The organism is Knoellia subterranea KCTC 19937, from assembly GCF_000768685.1.
Classification (GTDB): Bacteria; Actinomycetota; Actinomycetes; order Actinomycetales; family Dermatophilaceae; genus Knoellia; species Knoellia subterranea.
The window spans coordinates 228,202-245,765 of sequence record NZ_AVPK01000006.1; the positions used below are offsets into that span (position 1 = coordinate 228,202).

General features: G+C 68.8%; 16 protein-coding genes. 8 read left to right on the forward strand and 8 right to left on the reverse strand.

Translation table 11 applies throughout. The features are described from left to right. Positions 1-7 precede the first annotated feature (7 nt). Complete coding sequence (gene pntB / locus N803_RS11985) at positions 8-1,387, forward strand: Re/Si-specific NAD(P)(+) transhydrogenase subunit beta (RefSeq protein ID WP_035905504.1); 1,380 nt, start codon at positions 8-10, stop codon at positions 1,385-1,387. A gap of 158 nt (positions 1,388-1,545) precedes the next feature. On the opposite strand, the gene N803_RS11990 is transcribed toward pntB, so the two are convergent. From N803_RS11990 to upp, 6 genes are all read right to left on the reverse strand, one after another. Further along, the gene (locus tag N803_RS11990) at positions 1,546-2,463 is read right to left on the reverse strand and encodes a type IV toxin-antitoxin system AbiEi family antitoxin domain-containing protein (RefSeq protein WP_052112214.1); all 918 of its coding nucleotides are present in this window, start codon (positions 2,461-2,463) and stop codon (positions 1,546-1,548) included. Positions 2,464-2,669: 206 nt separating this feature from the next. Continuing rightward, positions 2,670-4,853 (reverse strand): hypothetical protein, encoded by a 2,184-nt coding sequence (locus N803_RS11995; protein WP_035905506.1) that lies wholly within the window; start codon positions 4,851-4,853, stop codon positions 2,670-2,672. A 220-nt stretch (positions 4,854-5,073) separates the two neighbouring features. Beyond that, complete coding sequence (locus N803_RS12000; protein ID WP_035905508.1) at positions 5,074-6,564, reverse strand: amino acid permease; 1,491 nt, start codon at positions 6,562-6,564, stop codon at positions 5,074-5,076. Further along, a complete protein-coding gene (locus N803_RS17590; RefSeq protein ID WP_052112215.1) occupies positions 6,561-7,421 on the reverse strand; it encodes a PH domain-containing protein in 861 nt (286 codons plus the stop codon). Before N803_RS17590 ends, N803_RS12000 begins: the two co-directional genes overlap by 4 nt. 3 nt (positions 7,422-7,424) lie before the next feature. Further along, a complete protein-coding gene (locus N803_RS18570) occupies positions 7,425-7,595 on the reverse strand; it encodes a hypothetical protein (RefSeq protein ID WP_169743087.1) in 171 nt (56 codons plus the stop codon). A gap of 138 nt (positions 7,596-7,733) precedes the next feature. Beyond that, positions 7,734-8,372, reverse strand: a complete 639-nt coding sequence (upp, locus tag N803_RS12010; protein ID WP_035905511.1) for a uracil phosphoribosyltransferase — start codon at positions 8,370-8,372, stop codon at positions 7,734-7,736. Positions 8,373-8,490: 118 nt separating this feature from the next. Here upp and tadA point away from each other — a divergent pair, with 118 nt between their 5' ends. Genes tadA through N803_RS12025 form a run of 3 tightly spaced genes read left to right on the forward strand, consistent with a single transcriptional unit; the run spans position 8,491 to position 10,494 of the window. Continuing rightward, positions 8,491-8,922, forward strand: a complete 432-nt coding sequence (tadA, locus tag N803_RS12015) for a tRNA adenosine(34) deaminase TadA (RefSeq protein WP_035905722.1) — start codon at positions 8,491-8,493, stop codon at positions 8,920-8,922. Beyond that, complete coding sequence (locus N803_RS12020; RefSeq protein WP_052112216.1) at positions 8,919-9,551, forward strand: DedA family protein; 633 nt, start codon at positions 8,919-8,921, stop codon at positions 9,549-9,551. The genes tadA and N803_RS12020 overlap by 4 nt, the downstream gene beginning before the upstream one ends. A gap of 37 nt (positions 9,552-9,588) precedes the next feature. Beyond that, complete coding sequence (locus tag N803_RS12025; protein WP_035905514.1) at positions 9,589-10,494, forward strand: cation diffusion facilitator family transporter; 906 nt, start codon at positions 9,589-9,591, stop codon at positions 10,492-10,494. Between the two features lie 463 nt (positions 10,495-10,957). Here the strand turns inward: N803_RS12025 and N803_RS12030 are convergent, their stop codons facing one another. Together N803_RS12030 and N803_RS12035 are read right to left on the reverse strand one after the other, a co-directional pair. After that, the gene (locus tag N803_RS12030; RefSeq protein WP_035905516.1) at positions 10,958-11,431 is read right to left on the reverse strand and encodes a CHC2 zinc finger domain-containing protein; all 474 of its coding nucleotides are present in this window, start codon (positions 11,429-11,431) and stop codon (positions 10,958-10,960) included. Beyond that, positions 11,428-12,066, reverse strand: coding sequence for a hypothetical protein (locus N803_RS12035; protein ID WP_035905519.1), 639 nt, complete (start codon positions 12,064-12,066; stop codon positions 11,428-11,430). The genes N803_RS12030 and N803_RS12035 overlap by 4 nt, the downstream gene beginning before the upstream one ends. A gap of 579 nt (positions 12,067-12,645) precedes the next feature. Here N803_RS12035 and N803_RS12040 point away from each other — a divergent pair. The 4 genes from N803_RS12040 (at position 12,646) to N803_RS12055 (ending at position 17,409) form a co-directional block, all read left to right on the forward strand. Continuing rightward, positions 12,646-13,389: a hypothetical protein gene (locus tag N803_RS12040; RefSeq protein ID WP_035905521.1), complete on the forward strand. Its 744-nt coding sequence runs from the start codon at positions 12,646-12,648 to the stop codon at positions 13,387-13,389. A gap of 31 nt (positions 13,390-13,420) precedes the next feature. Beyond that, positions 13,421-15,121 (forward strand): sensor histidine kinase, encoded by a 1,701-nt coding sequence (locus tag N803_RS12045; RefSeq protein WP_035905523.1) that lies wholly within the window; start codon positions 13,421-13,423, stop codon positions 15,119-15,121. Next, the gene (locus N803_RS12050; protein WP_035905526.1) at positions 15,118-15,744 is read left to right on the forward strand and encodes a response regulator transcription factor; all 627 of its coding nucleotides are present in this window, start codon (positions 15,118-15,120) and stop codon (positions 15,742-15,744) included. Before N803_RS12045 ends, N803_RS12050 begins: the two co-directional genes overlap by 4 nt. A gap of 498 nt (positions 15,745-16,242) precedes the next feature. Further along, on the forward strand, positions 16,243-17,409 hold the full coding sequence (locus N803_RS12055; protein ID WP_211253511.1) for a tyrosine-type recombinase/integrase: 1,167 nt from the start codon (positions 16,243-16,245) through the stop codon (positions 17,407-17,409). The last annotated feature ends 155 nt before the right edge of the window (positions 17,410-17,564 follow it).

The window sequence follows — 17,564 nt, forward strand, 5'->3', positions numbered from 1 at the left end:
GGCGACGATGACACTCAACGTGGTCTCCGCGGCATACATCGTCTCTGCCGTTCTCTTCGTCCTCTCGCTCGCCGGCCTGTCGAAGCACGAGTCGGCCAAGGAGGGCAACCGCTTCGGCATCGCCGGCATGGTCATCGCCCTCGGCGCGACGATCTGGCTCGTCCTGTCGCGCTCGTCGAACGCGCTGTCCACGCTGCTCCTCATCGCGCTCGCGATGGGCATCGGCGCGGCCATCGGAATGTGGCGCGCGCGGTCCGTCGAGATGACCCAGATGCCCGAACTCGTCGCGATGCTGCACTCGTTCGTCGGTCTGGCGGCGGTGCTCGTCGGCTTCAACTCGCACCTCGAGGTCGGGTCCGCATCGGACACGGTGCACTCGGTCGAGGTGTTCCTCGGCGTCTTCATCGGTGCCGTGACCCTCACCGGCTCGATCGTCGCGTTCCTCAAGCTGTCGGCGCGGATCAAGTCGACGCCGCTCATGCTGCCGGCGCGTCACTGGCTCAACCTCGCGGCGCTCGTTGTGTCGGCGCTGCTGCTCGTGTGGTTCGTGCGCTCGCACTCGCTGGTGCCGCTCGTGATCATGACCGTCATCGCGCTGGCCTTCGGTTGGCACCTCGTGGCGTCCATCGGCGGCGGTGACATGCCGGTCGTCGTGTCGATGCTCAACTCCTATTCGGGTTGGGCCGCGGCGGCTGCCGGCTTCATGCTCGGCAACGACCTGCTCATCGTGACGGGTGCACTGGTCGGTGCATCGGGTGCGATCCTCTCGTGGATCATGTGCCGCGCGATGAACCGGTCGTTCGTGTCCGTCATCGCCGGTGGGTTCGGCCAGGAGGTCGTGGTCGGCGACGATGTCGACTATGGCGAGCACCGCGAGATCACTGCTGCTGGTGTGGCGGAGCTCCTGCGCGACGCGTCGTCGGTCGTCATCACGCCGGGCTATGGCATGGCGGTGGCGCAGGCGCAGTACCCCGTGGCCGAACTGACCAAGCAGCTGCGTGACCGTGGCGTCGACGTGCGCTTCGGCATCCACCCGGTTGCGGGCCGTCTGCCCGGGCACATGAACGTGCTGCTCGCCGAGGCCAAGGTGCCCTATGACGTCGTGCTCGAGATGGACGAGATCAACGACGACTTCCCGTCGACGGACGTCGTGCTCGTCATCGGCGCCAACGACACCGTCAACCCGGCCGCGGCCGAGGACCCGACGTCGCCGATCGCCGGCATGCCGGTGCTTGAGGTGTGGAACGCCAAGGACGTCATCGTGTTCAAGCGATCGATGGCGACGGGGTATGCCGGAGTGCAGAACCCGCTCTTCTTCCGGGACAACTCGCAGATGCTGTTCGGCGACGCGAAGGAGCGGGTGAGCGACATCCTCGCCGCCCTCTGACGGGCGCCCCAACATTTGCTCCCCATGACGGAACCTGAAGGGTCCGGAGGCTTATGTGCCCTCCGGACCCTTCACGTTCCCTCCGGTCGCGGACGGATGCGCGGGTATGCCGTCCGCTCACCCGTCGGGCTGGCGCGCCCTTCGCTCGAGGGCCGGTCTCAGGCCGCGGCGATGGCGGAACGAACCTTGGCGACGGCGGCACCGGACTCGAGGTCGGCCCAGGTGAGTCGCACGACGACATAGCCCAGTCGGCGGAGCGCGTCCTCACGCTTCTTCTCCGCCCAGAGCACGGACGGGTCGCCCGAGTCGTACTTGAGGCGACCATCGAACTCGACGATCACGTTGGTCCCGCGAACGAGGAAGTCCACTCGTCCCACGAGATGGCCGCTCCGGTCGCGGATCTCAACCTGCGGGTCCAGGGTGAGACCGGCCGTCATGAGTGCCACAGCCGTCCGGGACTCACCGACCGACTCCCGTGCCCCGTCGGCGAACGCCACCATGGTCGTGGCGCGGCTGCCATTGCGGAACGGAGCCAGGACGGCGGCGGCGTCACGCAGTTCGTCGATCGTGACGAGCCCTTCGTGGAGGGCGTTGTCGGCACTCACAACTCCGGCCACGAGCCCGTGGTCGACAGCATGCTGGGCGAGGGCGTGGCTCAGCTCGACGGCCGGACCGACGTCGGTGTCCACGACGGGCTGGCCGCGCCATCGCCGCACTCGGAAGACCCCCACCTGCACCGTACGGTCGATGGGCCGGAGCACGTGGATCCGACCGAGATCTGGCCCCCAGACCGTGACCCCATGGGAGAGGACCGACGAGGTGCTCCCGAGCGCGGCGTCATCCCAGAGGAGGGTGGCTGCGAAACTCAGGTCGATGTGCCAGGACTGAGGCTGCGTGTTGTCGACCAGTGCGGAGACCGCATAGAGGCCGCGCGCCGGATGATGGAGCAGACCGCCCTTGACGGCTTCGACGAGGGCGTGGGGAGTGGTGCCGACGCGTCGGGCCTCCTCCGTGGTGAAGAAGCCGCGATGTCCGTGGGCGAGCTCGATGAGTGCGGGTTCGAGGGATGTCGTCATGCCGAGAAGGCTCGGCGTCAGGGAGAGTGGTTCACCAGAGGCTCTGACGAATCTGTGGACAACGACCTGTGGCGAGGCGGCCTGCGGAAGGCGAGCGGACGGCATACCGGAGCACCTGACCGGAGGGAACGTGAAGGGTCCGGAGGGCACATATCCCTCCGGACCCTTCAGGTTCCCTCATGGGGAGCAAATGTTGGGGCGCGCGCTCAGTCCCGGGAGACCGACGGCTTCAGCGTGACGTCCGCACGCGCCGCGGTGGGCGAGCTGGCTCCGCTGACCCCCCGGCTGCCCGGATAGAGATCCCATACCCCGAGGACGTCGGCCAGTACGTGCGTCGAGCCGTTGCTGTTGAAGATGCCGAACGTGTCGGTGGGGGTGAGGAACGTCAGCGCGGCGTTGGCCACGAGGTCCCCCGCCCGCGGGTTGAGGTTGCTGACGTTCGGCGGCGCCTCGCCCGGAAGGCGGTCCCAGACGGTCAGGTAGGTGGACGTCGTGGGCCTGACGGCAGCCACGTTGAGCAGGGCACCCACCGTGTCCGCGTGCTTGTACCAAACGCTCCCGATCTTGACGTCACGCGTCTGGCGGGCGCCGAACGGTCCTGCCAAACCCTTGCCGATACGGGTGTCGAGGAGTCGTTCGCCGCCCGTGGGGAAGAACCGCACCCCCTCCACGGCCGTGTCGTCGAAGTAGCCGACGACGTCAGCGAGGACGTGCGTGGCGCCGGCGGAGCCGTTCTTGAGGGAGAAGACGACCGACCCGTCATCCAGGTGGCTGGTCGGCACGAACGCGAGCACCGGCACGGTCGAGCCGGGGGTGAAGTTGAGGGACGACACGGTGGGGGGAGCGGTGTCACCCGTCCACGCCGTCAGATAGCCCGAACCCTTTGGCGCCACGGCCGTGAGGTTGACGACGACGCCGGTCACGGCTGGGTTCGTGTCGGGGCCGAAGTCCAGTGCCACGTCGGCGATCTCACCGGGCGCGAAGGCACCAGCGGGGTCGTAGCGCGTGTCGAGCACGCGGCTGGGCTCGATGGGCTCGAGCTGCGAACCGTCAGTGGTGGGTGGGTCGAAGTAGCCGACGACATCGACGAGCACATGGGTCGCGGCGCTCGAGTACACCGCAACGGTTCCGTCCTCCCACACGATCGAGGTCGCCAGGTTCGCCCGGGTCGTGGCCTTGCGGAAGTTCACGTTGGAGGAGTCGGGGCGCAATTGGTGGAAGACGGTGAGGTAGCCGTCCGCCGAGGGAGAGACGGCCGTGACGCTGAGCGCGACCGAGAATCCGTAACTGTTGGGCACCCCGGCCCGGCCGGCGACCTTGATGCGGCGCGTCTCGCCCGCCGAAAAGGCGCGCGCGCTGCGACTGTCGTAGAGGCGGGTGGGGTTCACCTGTTGATAGCGGCCGGTCCGGTCCACCGTGCCCATGGATGCGGTCCGGATGGAGGTCCGGCTGGAGGTGGTGTTGTCGGGGATGACGAAGTGTCCGTCGATCTGCTCGGTGGACTCCGGCAAGGCACGAACGGAGACGGAGCAGGACTGTCCCGGCGCGAGCTGTCGGCCGTTGCAACCGTCCGACGCGACCTCGAACGGGCCCGGGTCCACGGCCGGCGAGGGATCGATGTCGGCGTACGCCGCACCGAAGCGGATCGGCTGCGTCCCCAGGACGGTCATGGTGAGGGTCAAGGGCGAGGTGGGGATGCCGAGCGACGAGGAGCCCATGTAGGCGGAAGCGCTGCTGCGCAGCGCTGTGTAGCCGAGAGCGCTGCGGTAGCGCAGCTGCATCGTCCGGGGGCCCTTCGACCACGAGTCATGATCTGCGGCCGAGCCCTCGACGTCGGCGGCGAACGCCGTGATCACACCGGCCGTGTCGCGCACGAGCTCGCGAACGGTGACGGTTCCCGACGCGAAGTCGTTGTTGCGGGTGGCGTCGTCGGAGACGTGGAGGTTGACGGTGCCGGCAGTGAGGGTCTCGGTGGGGCGCAAGGGGAGGGCCCCGACCGAGAGGGGTGTTCCGTCACCGGTCGTCAGACGTGCCACGAGGGTCGACGTGCCAGCCTTGATCACGAGTGAGCCCGCGGTGGGTTCGGTCAGCGTGATCGTGGTTGCCGGAGCTTCCCACGCCTCGGCCGGGGCGTGGGGCGCACTGTAGAAGCCCACCCCATCCAGATCGCGCAGCACGACGGCCGAGTAGGGGGCGACCGCCGCCGCGCCGGTGGTGACCACGGGTGCCGACGCCACCGTCGCAGGTGTCGTCGCTGTCGTCGTCGCTGCTGTCGCCGTCGCTGCGGAAGGCGCCGCCGAAGCGGGGAGTGCCTGGGCCGTGCTGGCGGTCCCAAGCAGGGGAAGGAGGAGGGCGGCGGGAAGAAGCGCCAGGGCCCGGGAGAACTTCATGAGGTGCCATTCGCGTGACGGGCCACCCGAGTGGCGGCCGAGCGGAAGTGTAGGTGACGGTGGGCGGTCCGCGCACGGTGTCGAGGCACGGAGACGAGCGGCCGGCATACCAGAGCACCTGACCGGAGGGAACGTGAAGGGTCCGGAGGGAACCTAACCCTCCGGACCCTTCACGTTCCCTCATGGGGAGCAAATGTTGGGGCGGCGACCCCGGAACCGATCAGGTGGAGGTCATGCTCGGGACTTCGCCCTCCTGCGGGTTCCCCGACAGCCGCGACTTGCGGTAGCCGTACATGAAGTAGATCGCGAACCCGAGCGCCATCCAGATGGCGAAGCGGATCCACGTCTCCAGCGGCAGGGTGAGCATGAGGTACGCGCAGATCGCCGCCGACAGCCAGGGCAGCCACGGCGAGAACGGCACCCTGAACGGCCGGTTGAAGTCGGGCCGGCGCTTGCGCAGCACCGGCACGGCCAGCGACACGAGGAAGAACGCCGTCAGCGTGCCGATGTTGATCATGTATTCGAGCTTGCCGATCGGCGTGAGGGCCGCGACGAGCGCGACGATGAGGCCGATGCCGACGGTGATCTTGACGGGTGTGCCGGTGCGTGGGTTCGTCTTGCCGAGGCTGGCCGGGAGCAGCCAGTCGCGGGACATGGCGAACACGACACGCGACGAACCGATGAGCAGCGTCATGACCACCGTGGTGAGACCGGCCACGGCACCCGCCGAGATCAGCGTCGCGTAGAACGGTTTGCCCACGTCCTCGAACACCTTGGCCAGCGACGCCTCCGACGACAACTGGTCGTAGCGCACCATGCCGGTCATGACGAGGGCCACGGCGCAGTAGAGGATCGTGCAGATCACGAGCGAGCCGATGATGCCCTTGGGCAGGTCCTTCGCCGGGTTCTTGGCCTCCTCGGCGGTCGTCGCGACCACGTCGAAGCCGATGTAGGCGAAGAACACGAGCGAGGCGCCGGCGAGGATGCCGCCGATGCCGAACGCCGTCGGCGTCAGCCCGAACAGCGTCTGGATGAGGGGCGCGGTCAGCGTCGACGACTCGCCCTCCTGGGCCACGGCCTCGGGGATGAACGGGCTGTAGTTCGCGGTGTCGATGAACCCAATGCCGGCGACGATGACGAACAGGACGATGAAGACCTTGAGCGCGACGAGCGCCATGTTGACCCGCATCGACTCTTGGATGCCGATCGACACGAGCAGGGTCAGCACCGCCACCAGCACGAACGCCGGCAGGTCGAACGACGACCCATAGGCGATCGACTCCGGGATCGTGACGCCCAGCCGGTCGAGCAGGACTCCGAGGTAGGCCGACCAGCCCTGGGCGACGACCGCGGCACCGAGCATCAGCTCGAGCAGGAGGTCCCAGCCGATGATCCACGCGACGAGCTCACCGAGCGAGGCGTAGGAGAAGGTGTAGGCCGACCCCGACACGGGGATCGCGGACGCGAACTCGGCGTAGCAGAGGGCCGCCAACCCACAGCAGAGCGCGGCGACGATGAAGGACAGCAGGATCGCGGGCCCGGCGAGGGTGTGGGCGGCGCGACCGGCCACGGTGAAGATGCCGGCACCGATGACGACGCCCACGCCGAAGACCGTGAGGTCGAGGGCGGACAACCGTTTCTTGAGCTGGTACTCGGGCTCGTCACCCTCACGGATGGTCTGCTCGATGGACTTGGTACGCATGAAGCTCATCGCATTCCCTTTCGTCCGGGCCGCCGCTGGTTGCGAGGCCTGATGACGGGGATTTCACCCGTGTCCTCCAATCGAGAAGCGTGCAGCAGATCGGAGCTTCGGTAAAGAGTTTCGTGCGGTGGTGAGACATCGTGTCGGTCCCGAACCGGATTGCGTATGCCGGCCTGTCCCGATCCGCGGCCGTCTCGCCCCAGGTAGTCGCGCCAGCCGTGGGGGTCGTCCCACTCGTCGCGGATGGCCCCGTCCCAGCCGTCGTGGGGCCCGGCCGAGGGCCCGCCGCGTCCGTCGTCGTCACCGTCGTCGTCGAAGTCGTCGCCGTCGCCCCACTCGTCCTCGGGATCGCGGGCGGCGTCCTCGGAGCCGAAGAGAACGGTGCAGATGGCGTGGTAGTGCTTGTCGGCCTTGGGGACGTATTCGATGTGCGAGAGCGCCTGCTCCTGGCCGGCGGACTCGAGGAGGAAGGTGCCGTAGCCGAACATGCGCCCCATGATCGAGCGGTCGAAGGTCATGTCGGTGACCTTCATGAGCGGCATCATCGCGACCTTGCGGCGGATGAAGCCGTAGAAGAGGAGGAAGCGCTTGTCGGTCGCGACGAACCAGTCGTGACGCCAGTTGAGCCAGCGCCACAGGAGGTACAGCGCACCGGCGATGACGGCATACCAGAAGAAGTTCGCGAGCATCGCGCCGGAACGGTTGCGGGGGGCTTCGGCCTCGACGAAGGTCGCGAGGAAGAGCAGGCCGACGAAGATGGCGATGGGGCGCAGCTGCGAGAGCCAGTGCTGGCGGACGACCGTGACGACGCGCTCTCCGGGCACGAGGTAGCGCTGGAGTTCGCGGTCGAGGCGCCCGGCCGCCATGGGTCAGCTCCGGGAGATCAGGGAGTCAAAGAACCTGCCGATGTTGCGCACACCGTTGGCCACGACGTCCCAGGCGCTGCCGAAGATGTCGGCGGCGCTGTCTGGCGACGTGAAGATGGCGTAGAGCAGGAAGATGACGACCAGCCACATGACGATCTTCTTGACCGGGGGCATTGACGTCGTCTTTCTCTCGGGGTCAGGTCCTGCGTGGGCACGCTCGAACTCACACTGCGTCACTCATGATGGCGGATGTGACTGGTGTGACTCGTGAGGCGCGCCCGGCGTGTCGGTAGGTGTGTGCAGACGCCAGAGTCAGACGACGCCGTAGAGACGGTCGCCCGCGTCACCCAGCCCGGGCACGATGTAGCCGTGCTCGTTGAGCTTCTCGTCGATCGACCCGGTCACGAGCGACACCGGCACACCCGCGTCGGCCAGCGCCGACTCCATGGCCGCGATGCCCTCGGGTGCCGCGAGCAGGGTCACGGCGGTGATGTCGTCGGCGCCGCGCTCGAGCAGGAACTTGATGGCGTCGATCATCGACCCACCGGTCGCGAGCATCGGGTCGAGGACATAGACCTGTCGGCCGGAGAGGTCGTCGGGCAGGCGGTTCGCATAGGTGATCGCCTCGAGCGTCTCCTCGTTGCGCTGCATCCCGAGGAAGCCGACCTCGGCGCTCGGCAGGAGCCGCACCATGCCCTCGAGCATGCCCAGACCCGCACGCAGGATCGGCACGATGAGCGGCTTGGGGTTGGACAGCTTGATGCCCGTCGTCGGCGACACCGGCGTCTCGATCTCGAACGGCTCGACCCGCACCTCACGCGTCGCCTCGTAGGCCAGCAGGGTCATGAGTTCTTCGGCCAACCGGCGGAACGTCGGTGAGTCGGTCCGCTTGTCCCGCAGGTAGGTCAGCTTGTGGGCGATGAGCGGGTGGTCGGCAACATGAACGCGCATGGGTGAAACTTAGCGTGTGACCCCGCCCCCCGGACCCCCGTCCGGTCTCCCGATCGGCGCTCCTTCCGGTGCGCCGACGGCACCGACGGCGGCGCTGCGCGAGGAGTATGCCGTCCCCATGCGTCGCGCTCTCGCCCTCGCCTCAGTGGCCGCCGAGAACGGTGACGTGCCCGTCGGGGCGGTCGTCCTCGACCCGGACGGTGTCGTCCTCGGCGAGGGCTGGAACCTGCGCGAGGTTGAAGGCGACCCCACGGCCCACGCGGAGGTCGTGGCACTCAGGGCGGCTGCCCGGCATACGGGATCGTGGCGCCTCGAGGACTGCACCCTCGTCGTGACCCTCGAACCCTGCCCCATGTGCGCGGGCGCCGCGATGCTCGCGCGAATCGGGCGCATCGTCCTCGGCGCGTGGGACCCGAAGCTCGGTGCGACCGGTTCGGTGTGGGACGTCGTGCGCGACCGCCGGGCGACGCACCGCATCGAGGTCATCGGGGGAGTCCTCGAGGACGAGGCATCGCGGGTATTGCTCGACTTCTTCGAGGACCGCCGGTGATCGAGTTCCTCGAGCGCCTGCTCGACCAGGACCCGTGGGTCATCCTCTCGGTCGCGGCCGTGATCGTCCTGGGTGAGTGCGCGGTGTTCGTGGGGATGGTGCTACCCGGCGAGACGGTCGCCGTCCTCGCCGGGGCCGCTGCGGCGCTCGGGAGCACGTCCCTCGGCTGGGCTCTCGTGGTCGTCACCCTCGCCGCGATCATCGGCGACAACATCGGGTATGCCGTGGGGCGCCGGGTGGGTCCGCGGCTTCACCGTCGGGTGACGAACCCGGCGCGCCGCAAATATCTCGCGGACGCCGAGGCGCGGCTGCGGTTGCGTGGTGGGTTGGCGATCTTCCTCGGTCGGTGGACCCCGTTCATCCGTTCTGTCATGCCGGCGCTCGCGGGGATCTCGGGTATGCCGTATGCCAAGTTCCTCGGCTGGGACCTGCTGGGTGCCGGGTCCTGGTCGATCGTGTCCGTGCTGGCGGGGTACGCCGCGGGCAAGTCCTACGAGCAGGTCGTCAACTGGTTCGGCACGGCAGGGGTCGTGCTCTTCGGCCTCGTGGTGGTCGTCGGGGTCGGCGCGTGGCTGTGGCGCCGACGGGCGGCGAGGGCTGGGTCGACGTCGGCGTCGGTGGACGCCTGAGGCTTCCCGCCCGAGTCGGTCGCCTAACGTGGTGGTCATGAGCGGCGGCCACGGACACAGCCACGGGCATGCCGGCGCGACGCACCGCTGGCGCCTGCAGGTCGCGTTCGCACTCATTGCGGGATTCTTCGTCGTCGAACTCATCGCCGGGCTGACCTCGGGGTCGCTCGCCCTGCTGTCCGACGCCGGCCACATGGCTGCCGATGTCGTCGCCCTGGGTGCGGCGCTTGTCGCGACCCGGATCGCCGGGCGTTCGGACTCGACCGGCCGCCGCACGTACGGGTCGTTCCGCGCGGAAGTCTTCGCCTCGGGACTGGCCGTACTCCTCATGCTCGGCGTCGCGGCATACATCGGCATCGAGGCGATCGGACGCATCGGTGAGCCGGCATCGGTCGCGACCGGGCCGATGCTCGTCGTCGGTGTCATCGGACTCGTCATCAACATCGTCGCGCTGCTGCTGCTGCGCGGTGGGGCGGCGGAGTCGCTCAACGTCAAGGGCGCGTACCTCGAAGTGGTCGCCGACACCCTCGGCTCGGTCGGCGTCATCGCGGCTGGGCTCCTCGTGTCCGCAACGGGAAATGCGGTGTGGGACACCGTGATTGCGCTCGCGATCGCGGCGTTCGTGGCGGTGCGGGCGGTGATGCTGGGGCGCGAGGTGTTGGCCGTCCTCGGGCAGCACGCGCCGGCGGGGATGGACCCCGAGAAGGTCGCCGCCGAACTCGGTGCGGTGCCCGGCGTGCGCGACATCCACGACCTGCACGTGTGGACGTTGACGTCCGGGATGAATGTGGCGACGGCGCACCTCATGACGGATGAGGGTGCCGACCCGCACGAGGTGCTCGATGCGGCGCGAGCGGTGATGCGCACGACGTTCGGGGTCGAGCACGCCACGCTCCAGGTCGAACCCGAGTCGCACACGGGCTGCCACGACGTCACCTGGTGAGGCTCGCCGCGCCCGCCCCGCCCCAACTTTTGCTCCCCATGAGGGAACGTGAAGGGTCCGGAGGCTTATGTGCCCTCCGGACCCTTCACGTTCCCTCCGGTCACTTCTGGCGTATGCCGTCCGCTCGCCTCCCGATAACCCGTTGCGCCCCCGGCGGGTCGAGGCATAGCGTCGAAGGACACGGAAGGGAGGTGGTCCAAGAAGTGATTTCTCATTGGACGCGTGAGGTGACTGCGCGCTAGCGCACCTCGACTGCTCGAGGTCGCGCCTCCCGGCGCAATCCCAAGCAGCTCACCGCAGCCCGCGGGTCGTGCAGGTCGTCCCCTGCACTTGTTGCATCGGATCTTCGCGGATTCGGCGACAGGCCCGCGGGCTGTTCCCTGCCCGGGCGCGTATGCCGGACCCTTGCCTGGTCGAGATAGACCGACACGCGGTGCCAGCTCGAGCTGCACCGCGTGTCGGTCTATCTCGACTGGGTGTTAGGGGCGGTAGCCGGCGGCCGCGGCCAGGAGAGTGCGAACTCGTGGTTGACCGGCCGGGTCCAACGCTGCCACGCGAATTCGTTGATCTCCCACGCTCGCTCGGGCGCGACGTCGATGCTGGGCGGCTGCGGGAGGTGGGGGACACGCCGCCGGTGGGCGGACGGCATACCAAGGTCGTGGTCGTTGTCGAGATAGGCGACGGCGTCGCGGAAGGTGAGGTTGCGCAGGCGGGCGACGAACTCGATGACGTCGCCGGAGGCGCCGCAGCCGAAGCAGTGGAAGCGGTCGGGGATGCCGCCGACGGACAGGGACGCGGTGTGGTCCTCGTGGAGGGGGCAGCAACCCATGAGGGATATGCCGGTGCGGCGGAGTTCGACTCCGGACGCGGCGACGACGTCCTCGATGCGGTGCCGCGCACGTACGGCAGCGACGTCGATGGTGCCGGCGGTGCTCACAGCGACACCGTTCGCGCCATGTTGCGTGTCCGTGCAGCCGTTCGAAGCGTCTCGTGGTGGCGGGCGAAGTCATCGGCCGTCATGTCCGGGTTCGTCTCGAGCGCGCGACGGAAGGTTTGCTGGGCCAACGTGCGGCTGGTCGTGACGGCTATGACGGCGTAGGTGTCCCACGTTTTGTCGTACGCGTAGAGCAGTCCTTGATCGGCTCCGGGCTGGCGCTTGAAGGAGATGCGGAGGTCGTGCTTGGGCCCCCAGCGCATGCCGAGGTCTTCATCGAGGCCTCGGTCGCCGTGTCGTGCATTGAACGCCTTGGGCCCGACCCACTCCAGCGGTGTAGCCGGGGTGGGGACTCGCTTTGACGTTCGGTGGAGGATGCCGCGCAAGGAGTTCACGTCGGGGTGCCCGTCCTGGAATGCCTGTCGAAGAGCTGTCACCGCGTGAGTGAGCTCCAGGTCCTCATGCCCAGCCGCTACCGCGGCCGTGAGCAGATGGGCGTCCCGACGCCCCTTGACGTACGGCGCGGTGATGTCGTCCAAGAGGTTCTCATGGCAATCGATTGCCAGCTGGAGCGACAGGGACTCGAGGTCCTCGCGGCTCGGAATCTGCACGTCGAGTTCGCCGCTGGTACCGCTCATCGGTCCGACCTCCCGCGCGGCTCGATGTCGCGCTATGAGGAGGACACGATCTTCGCGGGGCACGCGACGGCGACGGCAACCCTGGGATGCCACTGTGAATGTTGTGGGCCGAGCGGGCAGGGCGTCTGGTCCCGCGCCTCAACTCAGTGTCTCCCACGATGTGGTCCTTTGCTCGCCAGAACAGCCACCCTTCCCAGATGGGGCTACCGCGGGTGTGGCGCCTTTCCGGACATAGTGCCGCGCTGTTGTGACACGGAGCCGCTGCTTGTTCGCTGGGGCCAGCTGTTGCGTCACCGTTTCGATGATTCTGGTCAGAATCTCCATCGGAACGTCCACGGTGCGGAGTGCAGAGAAGGTCATCGTGCGTCCGGCGTTGGAGCCGAGAGACCTCCAAAGCCGGACCTGGATCCCCGGAACTGGTCCCAGTCGCGGCGACATGCGAAGCGGCGGGGCTTGATCAGGGCCGCGCAGAGCTGAGGGCACGATCCCGCCGGGAGGTCGTGATCCGGTGTCACTTCACTCCCGGGAACACTCCCCTGGAGTCTGGAGCCATCGCTTCCGACGAAAGGGGATGCTCCGATGAGCACCGCAGACCTGCTCGGCAACGCCGAGCCGCACGACGACTTCTCCACCCACCCGAGCACGCCCGCGGCGAAGGCCCCGGATGAGGTCAGGGATCTGACCCGGATGGCTGGGTGGGCCGGCGTCGCCGTGTTCGCCCTTTGGCTGTGCCAGCCGCTCCTCGTGGGCCTGCTCGCGAGCAGCGGGGCCGACGACACCCCTGACATGGCGGCCCTCGAGGCCAACTCGTGGGTCGGCGGCTTCGAGGCCGTCGTGTTCTCGGCCATCGGCGCGGCCTCACTCGTCATGGTCCTCGCCGTGTGGCGCGCGATGCGCCTCACCGGTGCCGCGGAAGGCATCCTCAGCAGTGTGGGGTTGGCCATGGCACTCGTGGGTGCCACCGCGTGGTTCTGGGTCGCCGGGCACGGGCTGAGCATGTACACCTCCGTGGGTGCCGGCTTGGCTGACGTCTCCGCGGACAGTGAGATCCAGGCCGCGTCGCTCCAGGCGTCCTACCTCGCTGTCACGGCGGGTCTGCTCGTGGTGGGTATCGGTTCGGTCGGCTGGAACGCCCTGCTCGCCACGACCGGGCGTCGCTCGGGCCTCATCGGCCGTCCACTGAGCGTGGTGTTCGGTGTCTTCGCCGCGATCCCGCTCTACCAGGCAGCTGTCCCCTTCGCGGCGCCGTGGCCACTCATCGTCGCCGTCCTCAGTTCGCTGGTCCTCGGCATTGCCCTGCTCGTGACGTCGCGAAAGCGGTGATGAGCGCGCCCGCCGATGTCATCATCGGCCCATGACCCACGACGGGTTGGTGAGGACGAGTGAGATCGCGGTCACCGTGGTCGTGCTCGTCTTGGCCGTGCTCCTGCTCGGGTCTCTGCGCCGGGTACAGCGCGGCCGCCGGTGGCTCGTCGTGCTGGCGTGCCTGCTCCTGTACGCCGCCATCGTCGTGCCGGGTGCAGCCGCCCTGTGGTTCACGGCCTTCCCGCTCCTCGTCGGCGTCTACCCCGACGGCGTGATGACCCCGAGGTGGCTGTGGCTGCCGGTGGGCGCCCTGGCCGTTGCGGCGGTCGGTGACCTCGCCACGGGGGGAGCATGGAGCGAGAGCCCGTGGTGGGCGCTGGTCGTCAACGGCCAGCTGCTCCTGCTTCTGGCCCAGGTCCACCGCTACCGGCGCCGGTCCTCCACGGAGGAACGGGCGGCGGTGCGCTGGGTCATCCTCGGCACCCTGCTGACGACGGCGTCGTTCGCCGCCACCCAGGCCGCGTACGGGTCCATCGGCGACGGGTCGACCGGCTCGGTGGTCGCCGCCCAGCTGGCAGTGCTCCCCCTGCTCGTCGCGGTTGCCGTGGGAGTGCTCGCCCCGCGAGCACTGGATGTCGACGAGTTCCTGCGGGCGACGGTGGTCTCCTTGGGGACCGTTGCCGCGCTGACGGTGGTCATGCTCGCCCTCCCGGCGCCCACGTGGGTGCGTCTCGTCGTCGTCGCCGCCATCGCGGCACCGTTGGCGCTCGGCATGCGCCACGTCGGAGACTGGCTCCTCTACCGGGGCCGGCCGGACCCGGAACGCGCCGTCACGCGAATGTTGTCGGCGCTGAACACGCTCCCCGGCCAGCACGACACCCCGGGCACGGTCCTGCAGGCGTTCACCGGCTCCCTCTTCCTGGACCGCGGGCGCATCAGCGGCTCGTGGTTCGAGCCCGTCGGGCTGGGACCGGAGGCGCCCTCGGCATCCGAGTCCGAACGGTTCGCGGTCGACTACCGCGGCGAGGTGCTGGCGGTCCTCGAGCTGCCGCCCCGGCGCGGCGAGAGCACCCTGACCCGCCGCGATCGGCGAGTCGTCGACAGGCTGCTCGCCCAAGCCGCCCCCGCGCTCGACGCGGCGCGCACCGTCGTGGCCCTGCGCGAGTCCCGCGCCCGCACGGTTGCTGCCCGCGAGGAGGAACGCCGCCGGATCCGCCGCGAACTGCACGACGACCTCGGCCCGACGCTGTCCGGCATCGCGCTGAGTGCTGCCGCCCTGGCCACCCGGATCGGCGACCCTGATGCCTCCCAGCTGCACCGGGAGCTGCGGATGGCCGTCGACCAGTCCCGTGAGCTGGCCTACGGCCTGCGGCCGCCGGTGCTCGATGACCACGGCCTCGTCTCCGCCCTGCATGACCGCATCGGCGGGCCCGACGTCCGCATCGACGCGCCCGAGGACCTCGACCTCCCGGCTTCGGTCGACCTGGCCGCCCTGCGCATCATCCAAGAGGCCGTGACCAACGCCCGCAAGCACGGCGCCGCACCGATCGACATCCGGCTGCGGCTGCGCGACGGGCACCTCAAGCTCCGAGTGAGCGACGCAGGCCCGGGCCTACCCGCCGACGTGCGCGCCGGGATCGGGATGCTGTCGATCACCGAACGCACCGACGAGGTCGGCGGCACCGCCCGCTATGACAGGGCCGCGCACGGGTGCCATCTGCTCGTCGACCTCCCAGTGGAGGCGTCATGACCACCGTCGTCGTCGTCGACGACCACCCCGTCTTCCGCCGAGGCCTCGTGGGGCTGCTGACGGCATCGGGCCACGAGGTCGTCGGGCAGGCCCGCGGCGGGCTCGAGGCGCTCGAGGTCGTCGCGCAGGTCAAGCCGCAGGTCGTGCTCATGGACCTGTCGATGCCCGACGGAGACGGCTTTGAGGCGACGGCCCGGATCACGGCCGAGCACCCTGACGTCGCCGTCGTCGTCGTGACCCTGTTCTCCGACGAGGCCTCGGTGGCTCGGGCCATGCACGCCGGGGCAGCCGGCTACCTCGGCAAGCACGCCGAGCCCGAGCACCTCATCGCTGCCGTGGAGGCCGCGAGCGCCGGCGCGTTGTGGATCGGTCGCGGCGTCGAGCGACCCACGTTCGCCGCTCGATCAGGGGCCGAGCAGGCGGCGCTGCCTGGCGGGCTCACCGCGCGCGAACTCGTCGTCGCCGACCTGCTGGCACGAGGCCTGGCCAACCCCGCGATCGCCGCACGCCTCGGCCTGTCGACCAAGACCGTCGCCAACTACGTCAGCGCGATCCTGCTGAAGCTCGCCGCGACGGACCGAGCAGATGCCGCGCGGATCATCCGCGCCCATCCCAACCACTGAAGCATCGAGAGCCTCTGCACGGGCCCACGGCGCATCCGATGCGCGAGACCAGCAGTGCCAAACGTAAGCGAACGACGTTCTGCAGCCGAGCGAGTTGTCTGTCGCAGCCGCGATCGGAGCAGCCGTGTTGCGCCAGGTGCAGGCAGCGACGGGTGCCCAGTGGGCCTACGTTTGGCTGCCGCGAGAGATCGGCTCGCCGTCGGCTGGGCCTTGCCTTCCGTGCCCCCACGATGTCGTGAACCTCAGGAGTGATCGTCAGGATTCAGGAGGAGCCATGACAGTTCAGCCGGACCGGGTTGTGCTCACGGTCGAGGAGGCCGCCGAAAGGCTGGGCGTAGGACGCACACTCGTCTAGGCGCTCGTCAAGAGCGGGGAGATCGAGTCGATCGCGATTGGGCGGCTGCGTCGCATCCCGTGTGACGCGCTCGATGACTTCGTGACGAGGCTGCGCCGGCTCGCACACGGGGTAGAGACCAAGGACGACTCGCGGAGCGCCTGATGGCCCAGATGCGCCGTACGCGGCAGCCCAGTGGCAGGTCGTCGATCTACTTGGGCAAGGACGGCTACTGGCACGGTCGCGTCACCGTCGGCATCCGCGACGACGGGAAGCCGGACCGCCGCCATGTCATGGGCAAGTCCAAAGCGACAATCACCGCCAAGGTCCGCAAGCTGGAGAAGTCGCGCGATGAGCGCACCGTGCCAGAGGCGGGGGCTCGCTGGACCGTCGCGACCTGGCTGACGCACTGGCTCGACAAGATCGTCACCGGCCACGTGAAGGCCACGACCCTGTCCGCGTACAACGTCGCCGTCCACAAGCACCTCATCCCGGGGATCGGCCCGCACCGGCTCGACCGACTCGAGCCCGAGCACCTGGAGTCGCTCTATCGGCGGATGCTCAGCCAGCCCACCAAATTCGGAAGCGAGACGAAACCTGCGACGGTCCATCAGGTGCACCGCACCATCCGCACTGCCCTCAACGAGGCGGTCCGTCGCGGCCACATCGCGCGCAACCCCGCTTCCATCGCCCGTGCACCCCGAGTCGTCCCGCCCGAGATCGAGCCCTTCACCGTCGACGAGATCCGCCGGCTCTTCCTGGCGGCAGCCCAGTCCCGCAACGGAGTCCGCTGGGTCTTCGCTCTTGCCCTCGGGCTCCGTCAGGGGGAGGCTCTCGGACTCAAGTGGACGGACATCGACCTCACCAGCGGGGTTCTGATCGCTCGGCGCTCGTTGCTGCGCCCGAAGTATGCCCATGGCTGTGGAGGCGTGTGCGATCAGAAGTACCCCGGCTATTGCCCCAGACGCATCCGGACCAATCCCGAGACCGACACCACCAAGTCCCGCGCTGGCAACCGCCAGGTCGGGCTCCCGCCCCAACTCGTCACCCTCCTGCAGCACCACAAGCGCGTCCAGCAGCAGGAGCACGAGCACGCCGGCAACCTGTGGCACGAGGGCGGCTGGGTCTTCACGACCGAGACGGGCGACCCGATCAGCCCCCGCACTGACTGGTCGCATTGGAAGGCCCTCCTCAAGCAAGCCGGGATCCGTGACGGCCGCCTCCACGATGCACGGCACACTGCAGCGACGCTTCCCCTGATGCTGGGCGTCAGCCAGCCCACGATGATGAGCATCATGGCCTGGTCGAACCCCGCCATGGCCCAGCGATAGGCCCACGTCGTCGCACCCATCCGCGACGCCGTGGCCCTGCAGGTCGGCGGGCTGCTCTGGCCCGAGATCGAAGCCCCGATGGAGCAGCGCTCAGAACCCGAATGAGACTAGGAATGAGACTAGGAACAAAAACGCCGGTCCGGGCCGTGAGGCTC

Coding starts and splice junctions, on each gene's coding strand:
- N803_RS11995 (WP_035905506.1), bottom strand. CDS start 4,853: ATGAAGTTCTCCCGGGCCCTGGCGCTTCTTCCCGCCGCCCTCCTCCTT.
- tadA (WP_035905722.1), top strand. CDS start 8,491: ATGCGTCGCGCTCTCGCCCTCGCCTCAGTGGCCGCCGAGAACGGTGAC.
- N803_RS12050 (WP_035905526.1), top strand. CDS start 15,118: ATGACCACCGTCGTCGTCGTCGACGACCACCCCGTCTTCCGCCGAGGC.
- N803_RS12040 (WP_035905521.1), top strand. CDS start 12,646: ATGAGCACCGCAGACCTGCTCGGCAACGCCGAGCCGCACGACGACTTC.
- N803_RS12045 (WP_035905523.1), top strand. CDS start 13,421: ATGACCCACGACGGGTTGGTGAGGACGAGTGAGATCGCGGTCACCGTG.
- N803_RS12035 (WP_035905519.1), bottom strand. CDS start 12,066: ATGAGCGGTACCAGCGGCGAACTCGACGTGCAGATTCCGAGCCGCGAG.
- N803_RS12025 (WP_035905514.1), top strand. CDS start 9,589: ATGAGCGGCGGCCACGGACACAGCCACGGGCATGCCGGCGCGACGCAC.
- N803_RS17590 (WP_052112215.1), bottom strand. CDS start 7,421: ATGGCGGCCGGGCGCCTCGACCGCGAACTCCAGCGCTACCTCGTGCCC.
- N803_RS12055 (WP_211253511.1), top strand. CDS start 16,243: ATGGCCCAGATGCGCCGTACGCGGCAGCCCAGTGGCAGGTCGTCGATC.
- N803_RS11990 (WP_052112214.1), bottom strand. CDS start 2,463: ATGACGACATCCCTCGAACCCGCACTCATCGAGCTCGCCCACGGACAT.
- upp (WP_035905511.1), bottom strand. CDS start 8,372: ATGCGCGTTCATGTTGCCGACCACCCGCTCATCGCCCACAAGCTGACC.
- pntB (WP_035905504.1), top strand. CDS start 8: ATGACACTCAACGTGGTCTCCGCGGCATACATCGTCTCTGCCGTTCTC.
- N803_RS18570 (WP_169743087.1), bottom strand. CDS start 7,595: ATGCCCCCGGTCAAGAAGATCGTCATGTGGCTGGTCGTCATCTTCCTG.
- N803_RS12000 (WP_035905508.1), bottom strand. CDS start 6,564: ATGAGCTTCATGCGTACCAAGTCCATCGAGCAGACCATCCGTGAGGGT.